Raw genomic sequence first — 22,932 nt, forward strand, 5'->3', positions numbered from 1 at the left:
GAGTAGTAATGAAAAGGATTTCACTTTACCTATTCCTTCAATTCAATTACTGTTTTTTTGTATCTTGATTAACCTCAAGAATATATTATACAAAAGGAGTCGCTAATGAAATTCAATTTTCTAAGAAGCCGTGCATCTTTATTAAAGATGCTACTTAGCTCTTTAATCATCCTTACAGGGTTCACGGGTTCAGCCACCGCAGAAGAAAGAAAGTTTAAAGTTGTTACCACATTTACCGTTATTCAAGATATTGCACAAAATGTGGCTGGCGATGCAGCGGATGTCGAATCAATTACCAAAGTCGGCGCTGAAATTCATGAATACGATCCCACACCTCAAGATATTACTAAGGTGCTTTCTGCCGACCTCGTTTTATGGAACGGGCTTAATTTAGAACTTTGGTTTAAACGATTTTATGTCGATATCAAAGATGTTCCATCGGTTGTTGTAACTGAAGGTATCGAGCCAATGCCGATCCAAGAAGGTAGCTATAAAGGCAATCCCAACCCACATGCATGGATGTCGCCAACTTTAGCGCTAACTTATATCGAAAATATTCGTGCAGCTTTGGTTAAATATGATCCAAAAAATGCCGAAACTTACAATAAAAATGCCGCAGAATATATTGCAAAAATAAAAGCTCTTGATGCGCCACTGCGTGAACGTTTAGCCAAAATTCCGGAATCACAACGTTGGTTAGTCACCAGTGAAGGGGCATTTAGTTATTTGGCAAGGGATTATAATCTTAAAGAAGCCTATTTATGGCCAATCAATGCAGAACAACAAGGCACACCAAAACAAGTAAAAAATTTAATTGATCTCGTTAGAGCAAATCAGATTCCGGTTGTATTTAGTGAAAGCACTATCTCAGATAAACCTGCCAAACAAGTTAGTAAAGAAACCGGTGCCAAATATGGTGGCGTATTATATGTTGATTCGCTTTCAACTCAAGACGGTCCGGTACCCACATATATTGATTTACTGAAAGTTACAGTTGAAACTATTGCTAAGGGGTTTGAAAACTAATGACGCCAATCAGCCTAAACGTTCAAGACATAACTGTGACATATAACAATGGTCACACAGCGATTCATGATGCTAGTTTTAGCTTAACTGGCGGTACCATATGCGCTTTAGTGGGCGTTAATGGTAGCGGAAAATCAACACTGTTTAAAAGCATCATGGGAATGATACGACCAACTAAAGGAAAAGTGACATTTAATGATATCCCGGTCAAACAGGCTTTAAAACAAAATATTATTGCTTACGTGCCGCAAACAGAAGAAGTTGATTGGGATTTTCCGGTATTAGTTTCCGATGTGGTTATGATGGGACGCTATGGGCACATGTCTTTTTTACGCATCGCCAGTCAAGAAGACAAAAAACAGGTCGATCTTGCCCTTGATCGTGTCAATATGTTGGATTTTAAGCATCGCCAAATTGGTGAGCTTTCCGGTGGGCAAAAAAAGCGAGTATTTTTAGCCAGAGCATTAGCCCAACAAGGAAAAGTCTTATTATTAGATGAGCCGTTTACCGGTGTAGATGTGAAAACTGAAAACGCAATTATCGACTTACTAAAAGATCTTCGCAACGATGGGCATTTAATATTAGTTTCAACGCACAATTTAGGCAGTGTGCCGGAGTTTTGTGATCAAGTGGTATTGATCAACCAAACTGTACTTGCGTTTGGATCAACTGAATCAACTTTCACGCCACAAAATTTAATGACAACCTTTGGTGGTGCCTTACGTTATTTAAGTTTATCAGGGGATAAATTACATGATGATCAAGACCCGCGCAAGGTATCAATATTAACAGATGATGAACGAGCGGCAATTTTCTATGGTGAAGGAAAAAATGATTCACCTCATCAAGATTTACTTATCGAACATCACGATCATGAACCTAAAGGACAACAATAAATGGAACTACTCCTTGAACCATTCACCTATGGTTTTATGTTGAAAGCCATTTGGGTTAGTAGTATTGTTGGTGGTGCTTGTGCATTTTTGTCGGCCTTTTTAATGTTAAAAGGTTGGTCACTTATGGGGGATGCACTTTCACACTCGGTAGTACCTGGGGTTGCCGGGGCTTATGCACTAGGTTTACCCTACTCTGTTGGTGCATTTTTTACGGGCTTACTGGCAGCGTTATCCATAACCATTGTAAGAGCAATTACCCGATTAAAAGAAGATGCCATTATTGGTTTTATCTTTTCGACGTTTTTTGCAATCGGTTTATTAATTATTTCGTTAAATCCTACTTCAGTGAATGCTCAAACCATTATCTTTGGTAATATTTTAGGTATTGATGATAACGATATGTGGCAAGTTCAGATTATTATCCTAGTATCATTTACCTTGCTTCTATTTTGCTGGAAAGACTTATTAGTCGTTTTTTTTGATGAAACGCATGCCAGATCTATCGGCCTCAAACCATTGCCACTTAAAATCCTTTTTTTCACTATTTTAAGCGCTTGTACTGTAGCGGCTTTACAAACTGTAGGAGCCATTTTAGTTATTGCAATGGTTGTCACTCCCGGCGCAACCGCATATCTACTAACTAATCGATTTTCACATTTATTGATAATTGCGGTTGTTATTGGAACATTAACCAGTGCAATTGGTGCTTATATCAGTTACTTTTTAGACGGTGAAACAGGTGGGGTAATTGTTACTCTACAAACATTAATCTTTATCACCGCATTTTTATTCGCACCGCAACAAGGATTAATTTCAAACCGTCGAAAAATCAGACAAAGTAAACTAAATAGTGGGGTGAAAATATGACAGATCTATTATGGCAATTTTTTTGTCACCCTTTAACTATTCCGCTTATTCAACGAGCAATCTTAGCTGCTATGGCTACCGGCATTGTTTGTGCACTATTGTCTTGCTTTTTAGTTTTGAAAGGTTGGTCATTAATGGGCGATGCAATTTCACATGCGGTTTTACCCGGTATTGTTCTTGCATTTTTGGCTGGTATTCCGATTATTATTGGAGCATTTTTATCGGGTCTTTTTTGTTCAGTTGCAACCGGTTATATTAAACAAAACAGTCGAATCAAAGAAGATACTGTAATGGGAATAGTGTTTTCCGGTATGTTTGCATTTGGCTTAGTCCTATTTTCTAAAGTCGATACCTCACAACACTTAAACCACATTCTATTTGGTAGTGTACTAGGTACAAGTTATGATGAGCTTAAGCAAATTATTTTAATTTCTGCAATTGTTTCAATAATCATTATTGTCAAGCGCCGTGATCTTATGCTCTACTGCTTCGATCCGGTGCAAGCCAGAGTCGTTGGCTTACCGGTGAGGCTTTTACATTATGGGCTTTTGAGTATTTTAGCCTTAACCATTGTCGGATCGCTAAAAGCTGCTGGAGTTATCTTGGTTATTGCTATGCTGATTGCGCCGGGTATTACGGCATTTTTAATGACTAAACGTTTTGAAAAAATGTTAATTATCGCATTGTTGGTTTCCGTTTTTTCAACGGTTGTCGGGACATTAATTAGTTATCATTTAGATGCTTCAACCAGTGCTTGTATCGTCATTTTACAAGCGGCAATTTTTGTCACTGCTCAGTGCTATTCGTTAATGGTTAACCGCAAATCCAAATCATAATAAAATTGCGTAAAGGTAAAAGATTATCTTTTTTTACCTTTACGCAGCACTTACTAATTTAGTATAAAAAATTACTCATCATCCATATATTTACTGGAGTCAGCATAATTATCAAAACGTGAAAATTGCCCTTGGAATTTCAAGCGAACTTTACCTATCGGACCATTACGCTGTTTTCCTAAAATAATTTCGGCAATGCCTTTATGTTCGGAAGCTTCATTATAAACTTCATCACGATAGATAAACATAATAACATCGGCATCTTGCTCTATAGAGCCTGATTCACGTAAATCAGAGTTAACCGGTCTTTTATCTGCACGCTGTTCAAGGCTACGATTAAGCTGAGAAAGTGCAACGACAGGAATTTGTAACTCTTTAGCTAATGCTTTTAATGAACGTGATATTTCAGCAATTTCTAACGTTCGATTTTCTGACATGTTCGGTACTCGCATTAACTGCAAATAATCGACCATAATCATACTCAAACCTTTATGCTCACGATAAATACGTCTTGCCCGGGAACGTAACTCCATTGGCGTTAATCCGGATGAATCATCGATATAGATATTTTTTTTCTCAAGCAGTAGTCCCATCGTACTTGAAATTCTAGCCCAATCATCATCTTGCAATTGACCGGTACGGATGCGGGTTTGATCAACGCGAGAAAGCGAAGACAACATACGCATCATAATTTGTTCTGAAGGCATCTCTAAACTAAATATTAACACTGGCTTTTCTTGCATCATTGCAGCATTTTCGCATAAATTCATCGCAAAGGTTGTTTTCCCCATTGACGGTCTTGCGGCAATAATAATTAAGTCAGAACGTTGTAAACCAGCCGTTTTTTTATCCAAATCTAAGAAACCGGTTGAAACCCCTGTCACACCGTCATGAGGACGTTGAAACAGCTCTTCAATTTTGGCAACGGTGGCCTCTAGCACTTCTGTAATACTTTTAGGACCTTCGCCTTGTTTAGTTCGACTTTCCGCTATTTGGAATATCTTACTTTCAGCCAAATCTAAAATTTCAGTACTATCACGCCCTTCAGTTGCATAACAGTTGTCAGCAATATCATTTGAGGCGCTAATTAGTTCTCGTAAAATAGCTTGCTGACGAATAATGTCACTATAAGCAATGACATTAATTGCACTAGGTGTATTTTTCGAAAGTTCAGCTAAATAAGCAAAACCACCCACATCAGCCAGTAAATCTTTACTTTCCAAACTTTCAGAAAGGGTAATTAAATCAATCGGTGTACCTTTACCGACTAAAGTATGCATTTCGGAAAAAATCAACTGGTGATGACGAGAATAAAAATCCCGTTCAGTAATCATTTCAGCAACTAAATCCCAACGCTGGTTATCGAGCATTAAGCTACCAAGCACAGCTTGTTCTGCCTCAATAGAATGAGGCGGTAATTTTATATTATGTAGCTTAGATTTCTTTGCTTCTTGATTTTTCGAATCTTTACTGGAAATTGTTTCATCAGTATTCATTGCATTCATCTTTTTGTTTAAATTTAATTCGTATTAAGCCAGTAAGCTTACTGTAAAAATAACGGTCCTAAATCACATTTCGGTATTTGATATTCTAGTGGATAGTCCACTTGTACTAAATACAACCCTTCGGGTTTAGCCGTAGCAGCAGCTTGCGTTCGATCTTTCGCTTTTAATAAATCATCAATCCATTGTGGAGGTTGATTACCCACCCCTACTTCTAACAAACTACCAACGATATTTCGCACCATATGATGCACAAAAGCATTAGCTTTAATGTCGACAATTACATATTCGCCTTGTCGACTAACTTCGATATGATGAATATTACGCCAAGGTGTTAAAGATTGACACTGAGCAGCTCTAAACGATGAAAAATCATTTTCACCCAGTAAATATTGAGCCGCCTGATGCATTAAATTTTCATTCAACGGTAAATGGTAATGCGATATACCTTTAGCCAAAATCGCTGGTCGGTAACGATGATTATAAATCACATACCGATAACGTCGGGCTGTCGCACTAAAACGCGCATGAAAACTTGCTTCAACAGGTAGTGCCCAACGTACTGCAATATTGGCGGGTAAATGAGAATTTACCCCCATTGTCCATGCACTATCTGAACGCTGCGCTTGTGTTTCAAAGTGAATAACTTGCCCGGTAGCATGAACACCGGCGTCAGTTCGTCCAGCACAAAAAACCGAGATAGGTTCATTAGCGACAACAGATAAAGCCGACTCCAATCTTGCTTGAACTGAATCTACAGACTGCTGGCGTTGCCAACCAAAATAGTGACTTCCGTCGTACTGTATACCAAGTGCAATTTTAGAGATAGTCATTAATTAGTATCTCAAGCGTCTCAATTAGCATTAATGCACCTAAATAACGTACATTATCGGCCACAGACCAAAATTGAATTTGTTCATAATGACCGTAGCTATGCCTTAAGTTTGCAATTTTAATCGCCAAATGATCTTCAGATTCCGGACTGACCTCAGTTACTGGCGTAGGTAAATTATCTTCTTGCACTTCTACACCAAACTCATTAAAACGAGCGACATCTAACTCAATAGGTAAACTGCTTGAAACGTTAATCGCTTGTGCTAATCCATAAAACACTGGCACGATAACTGACTCAATCGAAACAGGTAAATCATAGTTACTCAGTACTTTACGAATTTGATCAACTTGTGTTTTCTCACCTAACATTAAATCCTGATGCTCATGCGATACAGGCAATAAATTGAAAGCGAGTTGCTTGTCAAATAACTCATTATCAACTGGCATACCATTTAACAAACGAGCACTTTGTCCGGCAAGTTCATCGACACCTGGTTTACCATAAAGCGAAGCAGGAATAAAACTGGTCGCATGCAGATTGGTCAATAATTCAATCTCAGTTAACGATGCTACGCAGCGTAAAAGTTGGCATACTGTTGCACTGGCAACAGCAACAATATTTTCATTACGGTATTCAGTTAACACACTATTATTAACTTTAGGTACCACTAATGGAATATGATCTTGCTGAGCAAAATAACCACTGGCATCAATAACTATACAGCCTGACTCTGCTGCAATTTGTGCATATTTTTCACTGGTTTTACTACCAGCCACAAAAAAGGCAAAATGGCATTGGCTAAAGTCCATTTGCGCACTATCAATAACCGTTAGATTTTTACCCGCAAAACGGATAATTTCGCCAGCGCTATTATCGCTACCGACGACATAAAGATTTTCAATTTCAAAACTATTGTTTTGGCTACTACGTTGTTGTAGTAACGCTATTAGCGCAGAACCAACTTGTCCTGTCGCCCCAACAATGGCAATGTTCCATGCAGACATAATCAAACCTAAATTAAAAAAAATTTGTGGTAATTATACCACTATATTACTAAAGATAATGGAAAAAAGATGTGCCAATATTTTGGAACAAAGATCGAAAAAATAATTTTCTAAACATTACAAAAAAACAAATCATTATTAAAGTAATAGGAATAAAAAACAATCTAAACAATCTATCATGTCCAAAGTCACTTTATCGGCTATTGCTAAAAAAGCGAGTCTATCGATTGCTTCTGTTTCTCGAGTTTTAAGAACGCCGAGCATCACATCAGCTCAGACACAATCACGAGTTTACCAAGCAATAGAAGAGTTAAATATTGATGCATCTAACCGCATTACCGCTCAAACAACTGAGATTAAAAGTAATAAAATACTCATACTTGATAACCAGCTTATCAGTAAAAGTTTAATAAATTTTGGCTTAGAAAGCCTATTACAAAAAGAAAATTACCAACTTGAGTATTTAAGATTTTCTTATTATGGTAAGGCAGATATTTATCACTTAGTACAATATATAACTCAACACGCGTTTGCCGGGATTATTATTATTAATGATGCACCCTATTTAGAAATTTTATATCCATTTAAAAAAGCGTTACCACCCATAATTTTCATTAACCACTTTGTCCGTGATTTTTCATGTGTTTACTTTGATCATTTAATGATAGGTTATCAGCTCACCCAATATTTGATTAATCATTATCATAAAAAAATCGCTATTTTAGTTAATGATAAAAACAAATTTAATACAAGTTTACTTTTACAAGGCTATCAACAGGCTTTATATCGAGGTAACATCTCATTTGATCCTAATTATCTGATTCAAGACTGTTTTACCTATGAACACGGCCGATTAGCGATAAAGTCATTGCTTAACAGTACCAATCCGCCTACTGCTATTATTTGTGATGATATGCTCAGTCTGAACTATCTGGATAAAAAATATATTCATAACCAAAATTATCTATCAAATTATCGTGCCGTTTTTGGCGCATTACATCAAGCAAAGGAGAGCCAATCTCAATTGGCAAAACCTTTGGCTATAACTTATATAAGTCATTTTAAAGAGTTGCAATATAATGAATTAGATACATTAAGTAGAATCAATAAACCATTATTGAAAATGGGCGAAAAAGCTGCGTTGCTAATGTGTGAAACTATCAAAAAAAATATAGCATCACCGCAGCAATGCCATATTATTGATACCGAAAAAATATTTATACACTAAACAAATATGCAAATAGCAAGATAATAAACAGCTTAAGAAACTAAGATGTCGATATTAACCGTTTTGGAGACAATTTATTGAACTGCCAAATACCGGCACCAATAAAATGATTGTCTTGATAAATCCTCACCAATGTTTCAACTGGCGTATTATTATCTATAATAATAGTTCGGCCGAGTAATATATCACTACCTTGCGCAGCGTTTAATGTAATCTTAGGGCGATCTTGCAATGGGCTATCAACTGGCAAGAGTAATTGATCTTTGTCGACTATATTTTCCAGTGCCTCGAGTGTCACCATTTTATCAAGAGGGTAATTAGAAACTTGTAATCGTCTTAAATAAATCACATGTGCACCACAGCCGAGTAATTCACCTAAATCATCAATAATCGTTCGAATATAAGTCCCTTTAGAGCAATGTATTTCTAACGTTAACTGGTTAGTCGTTGCGTCAAATTCAATAAATTGATTTTCATAAATCGTAATAGGCCTTGCTTCACGTTCAATCACAATGCCTTGGCGAGCATATTCATAAAGCGGTTTACCTTGATACTTCAAAGCTGAAAACATCGTCGGAACTTGTAGAATATCACCACGAAAATGAGTCAGCGCCTGTTCGATTTGTGCTTGATCGATTAACACCGGTTTAGTACAAATAATCTGCCCGTCAGCATCAGATGTATCAGTTCGTTCACCTAATTTAGCAATGACTTTATAACGTTTATCTGAATCTAATAGATATTGAGAAAATTTAGTTGCTTCACCAAAACAGATCGGCAACATGCCAGTTGCTAAAGGATCGAGTGCACCAGTATGCCCGGCTTTTTTAGCATTCAACAGTCGTTTCACTTTTTGCAAAGCATCGTTCGATGTCATACCTTGCGATTTGTCTAACAATAAAACGCCGTGAAGATCACGGCGAGTGTTTTTTATATTTTTCATGTTATTTTTATACTGAAACGTATAGTAAATCTGAAATCTTTTGACAAAATTCAGATTCTATACTTTAACGGTTAATCTTTATGACGTTCATTGTCTTGTTTGATCACATCAGATACCAAATTCGACATCTGCATACCTTTAACAAGTGATTCATCATAAAAAAACTTAATCTCAGGAATAATTCGTAAACGCATTGCTTTGCCAATTAATGACCGAATGTATCCTTTAGCATCATTTAGAACCTTTAAACCTTGCTCAATAACCTGCGGATCGTCATCATTCAAAAAAGTCACAAAAATCTTAGCATAGGAGAGATCACGAGAGATATCTACGCCAGATACAGTTACCATACCTAAACGAGGATCTTTGATTTCTCGTTGAAGAATAATTGCAATCTCTTTTTGCAATTCATGTCCTACCCGAGATGAGCGATTAAAAGTTTTTGCCATATCTATATTCCTTAAAATATGAATAAGCAAGGCGTAAACCTTGCTTATAACATGATAGCGTAATGATTAAATCGTACGCTTGATTTCGATAGTTTCAAATACTTCGATAGTATCGCCAACACGAACATCGTTATAGTTACGTACCCCAATACCACATTCCATACCATTACGGACTTCATTGACATCATCTTTAAAGCGACGTAGTGACTCAAGTTCGCCTTCATAGATAACCACGTTGTCACGTAATACACGAATAGGGTTATGACGTTTAACGACACCTTCAGTTACCATACAACCAGCAATCGCGCCAAATTTAGGTGATTTAAACACATCACGCACTTCAGCAAGACCAATAATTTCTTGTTTGTATTCTGGTGCAAGCATACCGCTCATTGCTTGTTTCACTTCGTCAATCAAATCATAAATGACAGAGTAATAACGAAGATCCAAGTTTTCAGATTCAACAACTTTACGTGCTGATGCATCGGCACGAACGTTAAATCCTAAAATAATGGCGTTTGATGCAGCAGCAAGTGATGCGTCGGTTTCGGTGATCCCACCTACGCCTGAACCAATAATTTTAACTTTAACTTCATCGGTTGAAAGTTTAAGTAATGAATCAGAAATCGCTTCAACTGAGCCTTGAACGTCGGCTTTAAGTACGATGTTAAGCTCAGAAACGTCACCTTCGGTCATGTTAGTAAACATGTTTTCCAGTTTCGCTTTTTGTTGGCGAGCTAATTTAACATCACGGAATTTACCTTGACGATAAAGGGCAACTTCACGCGCTTTTTTCTCATCACGAACAACAGTTGCTTCATCACCGGCAGACGGTACACCAGATAGACCTAATATCTCAACAGGAATAGATGGTCCAGCTTCGGTAACTTCTTTACCTAGTTCATTACGCATTGCACGAATACGTCCATATTCAAATCCACAAAGAACAATATCACCTTTGCGTAACGTACCGGATTGAACAAGCACCGTTGCCACAGAACCACGACCTTTATCAAGGAAAGATTCGATTACAACACCACTTGCCATACCCGATTCGTATGCAGTTAGCTCAAGAACTTCGGCTTGCAATAAGATTGCTTCAAGTAACTGGTCAATACCTGTTCCAGCTTTAGCCGAAACATGGACAAATTGCGTATCGCCGCCCCAATCTTCAGACATAACGCCATATTGAGCAAGTTCGCCTTTTACTCTTTCGGGATCAGCTTCAGGCTTATCAATTTTGTTTACGGCAACAACGATAGGTACATTGGCAGCTTTCGCATGTTGAATAGCCTCAATAGTTTGTGGCATCACACCATCGTCAGCAGCGACAACTAATACCACAATATCGGTTGCTTTTGCACCACGAGCACGCATTGAAGTAAATGCGGCATGGCCTGGTGTATCTAAAAAGGTAATTTCGCCATTGGCTGTTTTAACATGATAAGCACCAATGTGCTGGGTAATACCACCAGCTTCGCCAGATGCCACTTTAGCTTTTCGGATATAGTCAAGCAATGAGGTCTTACCATGGTCAACGTGACCCATAATTGTCACAACCGGCGCACGAGATACTTTTTCAGCACCTGTATCACGATCGCTCATCAATGATTCTTCAAGCTCATTTTCACGACGCAGAACCACTTTATGTCCCATTTCTTCCGCAACTAATTGTGCGGTTTCTTGATCAATAACTTGATTGATAGTTGCCATAGCACCCATTTTCATCATAGTTTTGATCACTTCTGAACCTTTTACGGCCATTTTGTTAGCAAGTTCAGCAACGGTAATGGTTTCACCAATAATGACATCACGATTGACAGCTTGAACGGGTTTATTAAAGCCTTGTTGTAAAGTGCTTTTCCCTTTCTTTTTATTATTACCACGAGTAACCGCTCGAGCTTCTTCACGCTCAGCTTTGCCTTCAGATAATTTACTGCCTTTTTTCTGTTTAGTTTGCTTGGTATTGCGACCACGGCCACGAGCACTTTCAACTTCGCGATCAGTATCATCTTCTGCCGCACGTGCATATTTAGAAGTGGTGACATGATAATCTTCTTCATCACCATTATCACTTTCCTCAACATCACTATATTGCTCAGCTAATTTACGTGCTTCTTCAGCCATACGTTTAGCTTCTTCTTCGAGCTTACGACGATTTTCTTCCTCGGCTTTACGTTTGATTTCGTTCGCTTCGGCTTCTAAACGTGCTTTTTCTTCTTGTGCTTTTTTCACTTTCGGATCAATTGGCTGTTCTTGTGCTACTTTCGCCTTTTGTTCCTGGCTGCGTTTTTTAGCTTCTGCTTCTTCACGCTTTTTCGCCTCTTGTGCGGCTAGCTTTTCTTTTTCTTCAGCTTCTTTGCGTGCTTTTAATTCCGCTTCTTGTTTTGCTTTTTGTTCAGCTTCAAGGCGAGCCTTTTCTTGCTCGGCGGCAAGTTCAGCAGGGTCACGTTTAACAAAAGTGCGTTTTTTACGGACTTCTACTTTAATTTCTTTACTCTTTCCACCGCCACTTGACACATTCAAAGTGGAATGCGTTTTACGTTGCAACGTTAATTTAGTTGGGCCTTGCTGAGGATTTAAGTGCGCAAGCAAAGCCTCTTTTTCCTTTTGAGTAACAGTATCAGATGCAGTTTTTTTCATCCCTGCATCGGCAAACTGTTGCAAAAGTGTTTGCACTGGAGTATTTATTTCTTGAGCCAGTGTTTCGATTGATACTTTGGTCATGTATTACTTTCCCTCAATTATTCATTTGCAAACCAACAAATATTACGTGCAGCCATAATAAAATCGCCAGCTTGTTTGCTTGTTAAACCTTCAATATCAGCAAGATCATCTGTACCTTGTTCAGCTAAATCTTCCAACGTAATAACATCATGTTGGGCTAATTGATAGGCTAATTCTTGTGTCATACCTGATAGATCTAATAAATCTTGAGCAGGTCTTTTATCACCACTATGAGCAAGCGCAATAGTTGTTAGTGCATCTTTTGCTCGGTTTCTTAATGCTTCAACCAGCTCTTCATCAAGTTCTTCAATTTCAAGTAACTCATCAACTGGCACATAAGCAAGTTCTTCTAACGAGGTAAAGCCTTCTTCTACTAAAAGTTGGGCTAAACCTTCGTCAATATCTAAATGTTTCATTAAATTACTGATAGCGGCAAACGATTCTGCATGATGTTTTTCTTGCAAATCTTCGGTGCTCATCACATTTAATGTCCAACCGGTAAGTTGTGAAGCTAAACGAATGTTTTGACCATTACGACCAATGGCTTGAGGTAATGTATCAGCATTAACTGCAACATCCATGGTATGTTTATCTTCATCAACAACGATAGACACAACATCAGCAGGTGCCATAGCATTAATGACATACTGTGCCGGGTTATCATCCCATAAAACGATATCGATACGCTCACCACCAAACTCATTTGATACCGCTTGAACACGTGCACCACGCATCCCAACACAAGCACCAACCGGATCGATACGGCGATCATTGCTGCTAACAGCGATTTTAGCGCGCGAACCAGGATCACGTGCCACACCTTTAATATCGATCATCTCTTCGCCAATTTCTGGCACTTCGATGCGGAAAAGTTCTTCCATCATTTGAGGATTAGAACGGCTCACACATAGTTGGGCTGGCTTATTATCTTGTTCAACAAGATATAAAATACCTCGAACACGGTCACCAATTCGGAAATTTTCACGTGGTAACATATCATGACGTGACATCATAGCATCAGCATTGTTACCTAAATCAAGAATAACGCTATCGCGATTTGTCTTTTTAACTATACCTGTAACAATATCACCAATTCGATTTCTGAACATGTCAATTACCATTGCACGTTCAGCTTCACGGACTTTTTGTACGATGACTTGTTTAGCCGTTTGCGTTGTTATACGGTCAAATGCTACAGACTCAATTTGTTCCTGCACATAGTCACCAACTTGCACTGTTGGGTCTTCATACTGCGCAGCTTCGAGTGTCATTTCTTTAGTCGGTTGTGTGACTTCATTAACCACTTGCCAACGGCGAAACGTGTCATAATCACCTGTTTTGTGATCAATTTTAACAACAACATCAATATCTACCGCATGTTTCTTTTTGGTTGCTGTCGCTAATGCTGTCTCTAGCGCTTCAAAAATTTTATCTCGCGTTAGTGCTTTTTCATTTGATACCGCTTCAACAACAGCTAAAATTTCTTTATTCATCCTTTACACCCGTACTCTATTTAAGGTTAAAATTCGGTACAATATTTGCTTTTTGAATATTACTAAAAGCAAATACTTCATCACTACCATCCACGGTCAATGTAATCATTTCATTTTCGATAGACTTAATTCGTCCTTTCCACTTACGACGATTTGCAACTGCAATACGCAAACTAACCGTGATTTCTTCGCCGATAAAACGTTGATAATGTTCAATTGTAAACAGTGGTCTATCCATACCCGGCGATGACACTTCAAGATTGTAGGCATCTTTGATAGGATCTTCGACATCAAGTACTGCGCTAATTTGTCGACTAACATCAGCACAATCATCAACAGTAATACCATTTTCACTATCAATATAAACTCGTAACACTGGGTAACGGCCACGAATGTATTCAATACCGACCAGTTCAAAACCAAGTGCATTGACTGGTTCTTGAATGATATCGGTCAATTGCTGTTCTATATTAGCCAAACAAACCTCCACTGCAGAAAATAAAAAAGGGCATAAAGCCCAACATTCCTTTTAAACTTACGCTTAAATTATTACATACAAAAAAGCCTCGACAAGCGAGGCTACATTCAAAACAAACTATAATGAAGCCACTTGATATGAACTTTCAGACAATAATAGGATAGTTAATATATGAATGAAAATTTAAAGTGGTTGCGGGGGCTGGATTTGAACCAACGACCTTCGGGTTATGAGCCCGACGAGCTACCAAGCTGCTCCACCCCGCGATAGATGGCTGAAGATTATACTGTATTTTCCAAAAAATGCAACCCAAAATCACAGTGATTTTGGTAATTACGCTTAAACTAAGTGAAAAATAGCACCCCAAATTTTGTTGCTATTTTAACCATAACTGAACAATATCTGAATCTCATTATGGGTGCTATTTTCCACTTTTCAAGTCAGCAGGCATAGCTGACCAATTCGCTAAAAAACTACTGAGCGGTTGCCATTTTCATACTTTTAACAAAGTGGGCTAACTCATCAAGCATTTTTTCAGGATTATCTAAATTTTTCTCAATTAGTTTTACAGTAGCTGAGCCGGCAATGGCGCCTGCTGCACCGGATTGAATCGCTTCGCTTACTTGATTAGGATCGGAGATACCAAATCCTTGTATAGCCGGCGGTGCATTAAATTCAACCAATTTTTTTAATAAATGGGTGAGCGGTTTATTGGCTCTGTTTTCTGTGCCGGTCACACCAGCACGAGACACTAAATAAGTATAACCCTTACCTTGTTGGGCAATTTTTTTCATGACTTCATCATCAGCATTCGGTGGACAGATAAATATTGGGGCAATGCCATGTTTTTCTGCATACTGAGTGAATTCTGAAGCATATTCCACCGGTAAATCAGCAATTAAAACTGAGTCGACACCTGCTTGGGCGCATTTGGCATAGAAGTTATCAATGCCTTGTTTGAAAACTAAATTTGCATAAATCAATAGTCCGATAGGAATATCGGCATTATCTTTTCTGATTTGAGTTAATATAGCAAAACATTTATCCACAGTGATTCCACCATGAAAAGCCCGAATATTGGCATTTTGAATGGTTGGTCCATCGGCCATAGGATCAGAAAATGGTATTCCTAGCTCCAACGCATCCGCGCCGGCATCGATTAGAGTCTGTATAATTTTTAATGAAAGCTCAGGATTAGGATCACCAACTGGCACAAAAGGAACAAATGCACCTCTTTTATCTTGTTTTAATTTATCAAATAGTTTTTGATAACGGTTCATTCGACTTCTCCTTTTGCTTTTAAAATATCATAAACAGTAAAGATATCTTTATCCCCTCGACCAGAGAGATTGACAATCAATAATTGCTCTTTATTTGGATTTTCTTTGATCATCTTAAGTGCATAAGCTAATGCATGAGACGATTCTAACGCCGGAATAATACCTTCACTACGTGATAATGCTTTGAACGCATCTAAAGCTTCATCATCAGTAATCGACACATAATCTGCTCGGCCAATACTATCTAAATAAGCATGCTGTGGCCCGACAGACGGAAAATCCAACCCGGCTGAAATCGAGTATGATTCTTCAATTTGCCCTTCATCTGTTTGCATCATTGGGGATTTCATTCCAAAGTAGATACCCAATTTTCCATGTTTTAACGATGCGCCATGCTCACCACTTTCAATACCATGACCACCCGGCTCTACACCAATTAATCTAACCGATTTATCTTCGATAAAATTCGCAAACATGCCTATAGCATTCGAGCCACCGCCAACACAAGCAATAACCGCATCAGGTAACCGCCCTTCTTTTTCAAGGATTTGCTGTTTTGCTTCACGGCTAATCATTTGTTGAAATTCACGTACAATAGTTGGGAAAGGGTGTGGGCCTGCGGCAGTACCTAACATATAGTGTGCTTTTTCGTAGCTGCCAGACCAGTCACGCAAAGCCTCATTACAGGCATCTTTTAACGTCGCTGAGCCAGTTTCAACCGGAATCACTGTCGCCCCCATTAATCGCATTCTAAACACATTAGGCGCTTGACGTTTTACATCTTTTGCACCCATATAAATTCGACACTTTAAGCCCAGTAAAGCACAAGCCAAAGCTGAAGCCACGCCATGTTGTCCTGCGCCCGTTTCGGCAATAATTTCCGTTTTTCCCATTCTTTTAGCCAGTAACGCCTGCCCTAAAACTTGATTTGTTTTATGCGCCCCACCATGCACCAGATCTTCTCGCTTTAAATAAAGTTTAGTTTTACTGCCGGCAGTTAAATTTTTACATAAGGTCAGTGCAGTAGGCCGACCGGCATAATTTACTAAAAGATCATTAAACTCTTTTTGGAAACCGGGATCATTAATTGCTGATATAAAGGCATCCTCAAGTTGCTCAAGCACTGGCATTAATATTTGGGGAACATATTGCCCACCAAATTCACCAAAGTAAGGATTTAATTTAGACATAACCATTCCTTTTTTAATTTAATTTAATTTGTTCAAATACGGCTGTAATTTTTTGTTTGTCTTTAATGCCGGGTGACACTTCTACACCAGAGTTAAGATCAACACCAATGACATTTGTTGCTAAGGCAGATTTTATATTTTGAGGATTAATGCCACCAGCTAAAATCACATTATCTAAATTGTGACCATTTAACAAAGACCAATCAAAACACTCACCTGTTCCACCCGCACCATTATCAAAAATATAGCGACTCACCAAAGGATTATGATGCTGAGGAATCACGCTACTAATGCTTATTGCCTGCCAAATTTGGCACGATTGAGGCAGTTGTTGGCGTAAAGCTTGTAGATAGTTATCATCTTCACCACCATGCAACTGAACAGCATAAAGCGATAACTGCTGGGCTATTTGGCTAACTTGACTAACGCTCTCGTTTTTAAAGACCCCAACCCAATTAAGTGGTGCTGCTGCGATGACAGAACGAGCTTTTATTGGTGAAATATAGCGTGGTGATGTAGGTGCAAAAATTAAACCACCATATACCGCACCCGACTGATAAGCAGCGACAGCATCTTCAGCTCGGGTTAAACCGCATACTTTATTTTCACCAAACATTACTTTTCTAATCGCTAATGTTAAATTTGATTCAGACATTAAGGCACTACCAATCAAAAAACCATGGGCATAGGCACTTAATTCCTTGACTTGATTATGCGTGTAAATACCCGATTCGCTGATAATAATACGATCATCAGGAATAGTTTTAGCAAGAGTTTTTACCCGATTTAGATCAACACTCAAATCACGCAAATTCCGATTATTGATTCCAATCACCTTAGCACCAAGCGCAATTGCCCGTTCGACCTCTTGTTCGCAACTCGCCTCAGTTAATATCCCCATATTGAGTTGAAGCGCAATTTCACTTAAATAACGATACTCATCATCAGATAAAACAGACAACATTAATAAAATTGCATCGGCTTGATAATGACGGGCTAAATAGATTTGGTATTCATCGATAATAAAGTCTTTACAAAGAACGGGTTGAGTAACTTCATTGCGGACTATTGGCAAAAACTCAAAACTACCCTGAAAATATTTTTCATCTGTTAGCACCGAAATAGCCGAAGCATAATCTTTATAAACTTTAGCAATATTAGCGGGATCAAAATCATCACGAATCAATCCTTTAGACGGCGACGCTTTTTTGCACTCTAAAATAAACACGGTTTCAGGCTGACTTAATGCTTGATAAAAATTACGATCGCTCGGTTTTATAGCCGATTTAAATGTTTCTAACGGCTTTATTGCTTGTTGCTCGGTTAACCATACCTGTTTATCATCGATGATCTTTTTTAATACCGTCGCCATTTCAACATTTTTGGTCAATGCTGCAATTGCCATAACACTCTCCCTTCCTATCTCGCCGCTAATTGTTGTAAAAGCGAATAAGCTTTGCCACTACGCATCATATCAATGGCCTGTTTAGCGTTTTGTTTTAAATCTGTTTGACCAAACAAACTCATTAACATTGCGACATTAGCTGCAATAGCCGCTTCGTGAGCTGGTTTGCCGTGCCCTTGTAAAATTGCGATTAACATATCACGATTCATCTCTGGAGTGCCACCTTCAATATCTTTTAAGGCATACGTATTGAGTCCAAAATCTTGTGGCGTCAACGTAAAATAACGGATTTCACCATTTTTAACTTCGGCAACTTGAGTCTCACCATGAATAGCAACCTCGTCCATACCTGCGCCATGAACCACATAAGCATGAGTATAACCTAGCATTTTTAACGTTTCGGCAATCGGTTTAATCAAATCCGGATGATAAACACCTAATAAAATACGTTTTGGTCTGGACGGATTAATCAACGGTCCCAATACATTAAAGATTGTTCTTGTTTTTAACTGTTGACGAACAGGGGCTGCATGGCGAAAACCGGTGTGATATTGTTGCGCAAATAAGAAACAGACACCAAGCTCATCTAACGCCTTTCGTGACGCTTCGGCTGGCATATTTAATTTAATCCCTAAAGCCGATAAGACATCTGATGAACCGGATTTACTCGATACCCCACGATTACCATGTTTTGCCACTTTATAGCCTAAGGCAGCGGCAACAAAAGCGCTGGCTGTTGAAATATTAATACTATTAGTTCCGTCACCGCCAGTTCCCACAATATCGGTAAAATCATAATCCGGAATATCGAAACTATCAGCATTTTCAAGTAATGCTTGAGCCGCTCCCGCTATCTCATCGGGTTTTTCACCACGAACTTTCATACTAATCACTGCGGTGGCAAGTACTGTAGGCTCAATTTTCCCTTGAATAATCAGATTAAACAGCATTTTACTCTCTTCTTGAGTTAATACTTGTCCTAAATACAATTTATTAAGGATTGGTTGAATATTGTATTCTTGTTTATTAACTATCGCTTCTTGTTTTGGTTGTACTTGAGGTTGTGGCGGATTAAGTGCCCATTCAATCGTCTGTTCTAATAGTTTTACACCTTGAATAGTTAAAATTGATTCGGGATGAAACTGAAAACCGCAAACTCGGTCTTGATCGTTACGTACAGCCATAACAATATTATTGCAAAGGGCATTAATCGTTAATGTCTTAGGAATATTTTCCCCTTTTAATGAATGATAACGAGCAACCGGTAATGGATTAGGTAACCCTTTAAACATTGCTTGTTCATCGTGTTCTATCAGCGAAGCTTTACCATGCAAAATATCACCAGCAGGCACGATAGTACCACCGTAAGACTCAACAATGGCTTGATGACCTAGACAAATACCAATGATTGGTAACTGCCCTTTTAAACGTTTAAGCAGTTCTGGCATACAGCCTGCTTCGCTGGGCGCACCAGGTCCAGGGGATAACATTAAAATAGGGTTATGCATTTGAGATAATTTTTCGATAATAACATCGGCAGGTATCGTATTACGATAAATCGTCACACAATGTTTGCTATTACGTAATTGATCGACTAAGTTATAAGTGAATGAATCCACATTATCAATAAATAAAATATTAGCCATTAAAATACTCCTTCTACATTATGTGCTGCCATAATTGCTCGCACGACTGCACGTGCTTTGTTACGGGACTCATCGGACTCTAATTGAGGTTCAGAATCTAAAACCACACCAACCCCAGCTTGAACGGTTGCAATTCCGTTTTCAACATAGGCACTTCGAATAACAATACAAGTATCAAGATCGCCATTAGCGGTAAAATAACCTACAGCACCGGCATAACTCCCTCGTTTAACTTTCTCCAATTCAGCTATCAACTGCATTGCCCGAACTTTTGGAGCACCGGTCAAAGTTCCCATATTCATCGTAGCTCTATAAGCATGTAAGGCATCTAAATCATGACGCAGTTGACCCACAACTCTTGACACTAAGTGCATAACAAAAGAGTAACGGTCTACTTTTAATAGTTCCTTGGTGTAACGCGTGCCGGGCTGGCAAATTCTCGCTAAATCGTTCCGTGCTAAATCAACTAACATTAAATGTTCAGCCAGTTCTTTTTTATCTGTTCGCATCTCAAGCTCTAATCGACTATCAAGATCATGATCGACTTCGCCGTTCTGTTTTAAGCCTCGAGGGCGAGTACCGGCAGTTGGATAGATTTCAACTTGATTAGTCGCCTTAGTATATTTAAGTGCACTTTCAGGAGATGCACCAAATAACACAAAATCCTTATCTTGCATATAGAACATGTATGGACTTGGGTTACTGGCTTTTAAAACTTGATAAGCCGATAATGGTGCCGGACAAGGTAATGAAAAACGTCTGGATGGCACAGCCTGAAAGATTTCACCTTGCTCAATCGCATCCTGCATTTTTTTAACCGCTGTATTGAAATCATCATCACTTTTATTACACATTACTTTAACATTTGCCAGTGATTGGGTCTTAATCGGTTTAACGGGTTGATTCAACATTGCCTGTAATTCGGAAAATCTATCAGTTAATCGTGAAATTTCTTTGTCGTCAGAAGTAAAAGCGGTAGCTTTGAAAATTGATACATGGGATTGGTGATTAATTTCTAATAGGGTTTCTGCTAAGTAAAAGCAGAAATCTTCACAATGTTGTTCCGTTGGTAAAATCGGTAAGTTTTCAAAACCTGCAACTAAGTCATAACTAAATAGTCCACCAACAAAAACGGCATCGGCATGGCTGTGTTGTGGAATGTTAACCAGATTTAGCAAAGCCCGTAATGCATCAAAAATGGATTGTGATTTTAAGCGAGAATCCTCATCTTGCAGATCATCTACAGCAGGAAAAACCAACGTTAATTTTTGGGGAGTAACAAGCTTTTGTTCGACACTATCTGAAAAAGTATTTTGCAATAAAGGCAGCAGTTTTTCACCATTGGTTGTCAATGCCTCGAAAGTCACTTCGTTATTTAACGCCGATATGCGCATCGCACTATCGACAATCATCACACTTTTAATACCTTGCTTGTTATCAATTTCCGCTGATTCTAACAACAATGTTGCTGGTCGATTATCACATAATTGATTAAACACTTGAGTCGGATCTTTTAGATAATCAATAGTCTTGGTTATCTGGGTTAACGTTGGCTTATTCATTGTTGACTCTCCTATTATGCAAATTTTTATTTAGAATTTATTTTTTAACTTATCAGAAACTAAAAAACCCGCAGTTAGCGGGTTTAAGAAAAAACAATAATTCATCACATCACCCGCAAATAAGTAATGCGCCACCAATCAAAGCTAGTGAACATACGGGTAGTTAAGCGTAAATATTGTGTTTTCATTTTAGTTATCAGTTTTAAATAAATTTTGTACTATTAAACTAGTTCATTGGTTTATTGTCAAGAGGATATTTTGTGTGCAGCATAAAAATTAACTTTAATCGATTTAACTAACCAAATGATATAGTCAAAGATACTCATTAAAATCGTGCTTTGCTAATAAAAATTATCTTGTTTCAACAAGGCTTAAGGAGGTCTAACGTTAGTTAGGCACAATGGTATAACCTTTGACAGATATTTCAATCAATTACACGATAAAGCCGCTTTAACTTTATTGGTTTATTTTTATTAGTAGATGAATAATTTTATGCCAATCAAACGTTAATTTAACAGATTATTAAAAATATACTTACATTGTTAATTAAAACTAGTCAAATAGGGTAAGAACGATTAGAATGACTCACTTACTAAACCAACCATAAATTTTGAGAGATTTAGATATATGCCAATGTTTTATATTCTTATCGGTATCATTGTTTTACTTGCAGTTGTAACAGTACTAAAAGCCATTACTATCGTTCCACAAGGTTTTCAATATACTATTGAACGTTTTGGAAAATATACGCACACTCTAGAACCTGGTTTAAATATTATTATTCCATTTATGGATGGTGTGGGTCGTAAAATTAATATGATGGAACAAGTACTTGATATTCCGTCGCAAGAAGTTATCTCTAAAGATAATGCCAACGTACAAATTGATGCAGTGTGCTTTATACAAGTTCAAGAAGCAGCCAGAGCAGCTTATCAAGTTAACCAATTAGAGCGCGCAGTAATAAACTTAATGATGACTAACATTCGTACCGTTCTTGGTAGTATGGAGCTGGATGAAATGTTATCACAACGTGATCATATTAACTCAAAATTATTGAGTATTGTTGATGACGCAACAAGCCCTTGGGGAATTAAAATTACTCGTATTGAGATTCGAGATGTTCGCCCGCCAGCTGAGCTAATCGCTGCCATGAATGCGCAGATGAAAGCTGAACGTAATAAACGTGCGGAAATTCTTGAAGCAGAAGGTGTTCGTCAAGCAGCAATTTTACGTTCTGAAGGTGAAAAACAATCAGAAATATTAAAAGCTGAAGGTGAAAGACAAGCTGCATTTTTACAAGCTGAAGCCCGTGAACGTGCTGCTGAAGCTGAAGCGAAAGCAACTCAAATGGTTTCTGAAGCGATTGCCGCAGGTAATATCAATGCAATTAATTACTTTGTTGCACAAAAATATACCGAAGCGCTACAAAATATCGGCTCATCAGATAATAGTAAAGTTATCATGATGCCACTCGATGCAGCAAGCTTAATGGGTAGCATTGGCGGCATTGCTGAACTTATCAAAAATACTAAATAATTATCGTAAGATTTAGAAAATCTATCTCC

At 38.2% G+C, this 22,932-nt stretch carries 19 protein-coding genes and 1 tRNA gene; 6 read left to right on the forward strand and 14 right to left on the reverse strand.

Annotated elements, in window-relative coordinates; all coding sequences use genetic code 11:
* The first annotated feature begins 147 nt into the window (after window positions 1–147).
* Genes GYM74_RS08435 through GYM74_RS08450 form a run of 4 tightly spaced genes read left to right on the forward strand, consistent with a single transcriptional unit; the run spans window position 148 to window position 3,625 of the window.
* The gene (locus tag GYM74_RS08435; RefSeq protein ID WP_255556233.1) at window positions 148–1,026 is read left to right on the forward strand and encodes a metal ABC transporter substrate-binding protein; all 879 of its coding nucleotides are present in this window, start codon (window positions 148–150) and stop codon (window positions 1,024–1,026) included.
* Complete coding sequence (locus tag GYM74_RS08440; protein WP_220217788.1) at window positions 1,026–1,922, forward strand: manganese/iron ABC transporter ATP-binding protein; 897 nt, start codon at window positions 1,026–1,028, stop codon at window positions 1,920–1,922. The genes GYM74_RS08435 and GYM74_RS08440 overlap by 1 nt, the downstream gene beginning before the upstream one ends.
* Window positions 1,923–2,789: a metal ABC transporter permease gene (locus GYM74_RS08445; RefSeq protein WP_220217789.1), complete on the forward strand. Its 867-nt coding sequence runs from the start codon at window positions 1,923–1,925 to the stop codon at window positions 2,787–2,789. It begins immediately after the preceding gene.
* A complete protein-coding gene (locus GYM74_RS08450) occupies window positions 2,786–3,625 on the forward strand; it encodes a metal ABC transporter permease (RefSeq protein ID WP_220217790.1) in 840 nt (279 codons plus the stop codon). The genes GYM74_RS08445 and GYM74_RS08450 overlap by 4 nt, the downstream gene beginning before the upstream one ends.
* Window positions 3,626–3,696: 71 nt before the next feature.
* Here GYM74_RS08450 and dnaB read toward each other — a convergent pair whose 3' ends face one another.
* Genes dnaB through GYM74_RS08465 form a run of 3 tightly spaced genes read right to left on the reverse strand, consistent with a single transcriptional unit; the run spans window position 3,697 to window position 6,966 of the window.
* Entirely contained in the window at window positions 3,697–5,121 is a 1,425-nt protein-coding gene (gene dnaB, locus GYM74_RS08455; protein ID WP_220217791.1) for a replicative DNA helicase, read from the reverse strand.
* A gap of 47 nt (window positions 5,122–5,168) precedes the next feature.
* Window positions 5,169–5,960: a tRNA pseudouridine(38-40) synthase TruA gene (gene truA / locus GYM74_RS08460; protein ID WP_220217792.1), complete on the reverse strand. Its 792-nt coding sequence runs from the start codon at window positions 5,958–5,960 to the stop codon at window positions 5,169–5,171.
* Window positions 5,947–6,966: an aspartate-semialdehyde dehydrogenase gene (locus tag GYM74_RS08465; protein WP_220217793.1), complete on the reverse strand. Its 1,020-nt coding sequence runs from the start codon at window positions 6,964–6,966 to the stop codon at window positions 5,947–5,949. Before GYM74_RS08465 ends, truA begins: the two co-directional genes overlap by 14 nt.
* 178 nt (window positions 6,967–7,144) lie before the next feature.
* On the opposite strand from GYM74_RS08465, the gene GYM74_RS08470 reads away from it, so the two are divergent.
* The gene (locus GYM74_RS08470) at window positions 7,145–8,194 is read left to right on the forward strand and encodes a LacI family DNA-binding transcriptional regulator (RefSeq protein WP_220217794.1); all 1,050 of its coding nucleotides are present in this window, start codon (window positions 7,145–7,147) and stop codon (window positions 8,192–8,194) included.
* Window positions 8,195–8,234: 40 nt separating this feature from the next.
* Here the strand turns inward: GYM74_RS08470 and truB are convergent, their stop codons facing one another.
* The 11 genes from truB to GYM74_RS08525 all read right to left on the reverse strand — a co-directional run bounded on the left by truB (window position 8,235) and on the right by GYM74_RS08525 (window position 21,367).
* Window positions 8,235–9,137, reverse strand: a complete 903-nt coding sequence (gene truB / locus GYM74_RS08475; RefSeq protein ID WP_220217795.1) for a tRNA pseudouridine(55) synthase TruB — start codon at window positions 9,135–9,137, stop codon at window positions 8,235–8,237.
* Window positions 9,138–9,208: 71 nt separating this feature from the next.
* Window positions 9,209–9,586, reverse strand: coding sequence for a 30S ribosome-binding factor RbfA (gene rbfA, locus GYM74_RS08480; RefSeq protein ID WP_220217796.1), 378 nt, complete (start codon window positions 9,584–9,586; stop codon window positions 9,209–9,211).
* A gap of 66 nt (window positions 9,587–9,652) precedes the next feature.
* On the reverse strand, window positions 9,653–12,313 hold the full coding sequence (gene infB, locus GYM74_RS08485; RefSeq protein ID WP_220217797.1) for a translation initiation factor IF-2: 2,661 nt from the start codon (window positions 12,311–12,313) through the stop codon (window positions 9,653–9,655).
* 17 nt (window positions 12,314–12,330) lie between these two features.
* Window positions 12,331–13,806, reverse strand: coding sequence for a transcription termination factor NusA (nusA, locus tag GYM74_RS08490; protein ID WP_220217798.1), 1,476 nt, complete (start codon window positions 13,804–13,806; stop codon window positions 12,331–12,333).
* A 16-nt stretch (window positions 13,807–13,822) separates the two neighbouring features.
* A complete protein-coding gene (gene rimP, locus GYM74_RS08495) occupies window positions 13,823–14,284 on the reverse strand; it encodes a ribosome maturation factor RimP (RefSeq protein ID WP_220217799.1) in 462 nt (153 codons plus the stop codon).
* A gap of 189 nt (window positions 14,285–14,473) precedes the next feature.
* A tRNA-Met gene (locus GYM74_RS08500) sits at window positions 14,474–14,550 on the reverse strand.
* 207 nt (window positions 14,551–14,757) lie between these two features.
* Entirely contained in the window at window positions 14,758–15,564 is an 807-nt protein-coding gene (gene trpA, locus GYM74_RS08505; RefSeq protein ID WP_220217800.1) for a tryptophan synthase subunit alpha, read from the reverse strand.
* Window positions 15,561–16,754 (reverse strand): tryptophan synthase subunit beta, encoded by a 1,194-nt coding sequence (gene trpB, locus GYM74_RS08510; RefSeq protein ID WP_255556117.1) that lies wholly within the window; start codon window positions 16,752–16,754, stop codon window positions 15,561–15,563. The genes trpA and trpB overlap by 4 nt, the downstream gene beginning before the upstream one ends.
* Before the next feature lie 13 nt (window positions 16,755–16,767).
* On the reverse strand, window positions 16,768–18,159 hold the full coding sequence (gene trpCF / locus GYM74_RS08515; RefSeq protein ID WP_220217802.1) for a bifunctional indole-3-glycerol-phosphate synthase TrpC/phosphoribosylanthranilate isomerase TrpF: 1,392 nt from the start codon (window positions 18,157–18,159) through the stop codon (window positions 16,768–16,770).
* A gap of 14 nt (window positions 18,160–18,173) precedes the next feature.
* Window positions 18,174–19,805 carry a bifunctional anthranilate synthase glutamate amidotransferase component TrpG/anthranilate phosphoribosyltransferase TrpD gene (trpD, locus tag GYM74_RS08520; RefSeq protein WP_220217803.1) on the reverse strand — a complete coding sequence of 544 codons (1,632 nt, stop codon included), beginning with the start codon at window positions 19,803–19,805 and terminating at the stop codon, window positions 18,174–18,176.
* Window positions 19,805–21,367 (reverse strand): anthranilate synthase component 1, encoded by a 1,563-nt coding sequence (locus GYM74_RS08525; RefSeq protein ID WP_220217804.1) that lies wholly within the window; start codon window positions 21,365–21,367, stop codon window positions 19,805–19,807. Before GYM74_RS08525 ends, trpD begins: the two co-directional genes overlap by 1 nt.
* 633 nt (window positions 21,368–22,000) lie before the next feature.
* Here GYM74_RS08525 and GYM74_RS08530 point away from each other — a divergent pair.
* Window positions 22,001–22,903: an SPFH domain-containing protein gene (locus GYM74_RS08530; RefSeq protein WP_294832873.1), complete on the forward strand. Its 903-nt coding sequence runs from the start codon at window positions 22,001–22,003 to the stop codon at window positions 22,901–22,903.
* The last annotated feature ends 29 nt before the right edge of the window (window positions 22,904–22,932 follow it).

This window comes from Gilliamella sp. ESL0405, assembly GCF_019469205.1.
Taxonomy (GTDB): domain Bacteria; phylum Pseudomonadota; class Gammaproteobacteria; order Enterobacterales; family Orbaceae; genus Gilliamella.

Coding starts and splice junctions, on each gene's coding strand:
- trpCF (WP_220217802.1), bottom strand. CDS start 18,159: ATGGCAATTGCAGCATTGACCAAAAATGTTGAAATGGCGACGGTATTA.
- trpD (WP_220217803.1), bottom strand. CDS start 19,805: ATGGCTAATATTTTATTTATTGATAATGTGGATTCATTCACTTATAAC.
- GYM74_RS08465 (WP_220217793.1), bottom strand. CDS start 6,966: ATGTCTGCATGGAACATTGCCATTGTTGGGGCGACAGGACAAGTTGGT.
- GYM74_RS08435 (WP_255556233.1), top strand. CDS start 148: ATGCTACTTAGCTCTTTAATCATCCTTACAGGGTTCACGGGTTCAGCC.
- GYM74_RS08440 (WP_220217788.1), top strand. CDS start 1,026: ATGACGCCAATCAGCCTAAACGTTCAAGACATAACTGTGACATATAAC.
- trpA (WP_220217800.1), bottom strand. CDS start 15,564: ATGAACCGTTATCAAAAACTATTTGATAAATTAAAACAAGATAAAAGA.
- GYM74_RS08525 (WP_220217804.1), bottom strand. CDS start 21,367: ATGAATAAGCCAACGTTAACCCAGATAACCAAGACTATTGATTATCTA.
- truB (WP_220217795.1), bottom strand. CDS start 9,137: ATGAAAAATATAAAAAACACTCGCCGTGATCTTCACGGCGTTTTATTG.
- rbfA (WP_220217796.1), bottom strand. CDS start 9,586: ATGGCAAAAACTTTTAATCGCTCATCTCGGGTAGGACATGAATTGCAA.
- nusA (WP_220217798.1), bottom strand. CDS start 13,806: ATGAATAAAGAAATTTTAGCTGTTGTTGAAGCGGTATCAAATGAAAAA.
- GYM74_RS08530 (WP_294832873.1), top strand. CDS start 22,001: ATGTTTTATATTCTTATCGGTATCATTGTTTTACTTGCAGTTGTAACA.
- truA (WP_220217792.1), bottom strand. CDS start 5,960: ATGACTATCTCTAAAATTGCACTTGGTATACAGTACGACGGAAGTCAC.
- GYM74_RS08470 (WP_220217794.1), top strand. CDS start 7,145: ATGTCCAAAGTCACTTTATCGGCTATTGCTAAAAAAGCGAGTCTATCG.
- infB (WP_220217797.1), bottom strand. CDS start 12,313: ATGACCAAAGTATCAATCGAAACACTGGCTCAAGAAATAAATACTCCA.
- trpB (WP_255556117.1), bottom strand. CDS start 16,754: ATGTCTAAATTAAATCCTTACTTTGGTGAATTTGGTGGGCAATATGTT.
- dnaB (WP_220217791.1), bottom strand. CDS start 5,121: ATGAATACTGATGAAACAATTTCCAGTAAAGATTCGAAAAATCAAGAA.
- GYM74_RS08445 (WP_220217789.1), top strand. CDS start 1,923: ATGGAACTACTCCTTGAACCATTCACCTATGGTTTTATGTTGAAAGCC.
- GYM74_RS08450 (WP_220217790.1), top strand. CDS start 2,786: ATGACAGATCTATTATGGCAATTTTTTTGTCACCCTTTAACTATTCCG.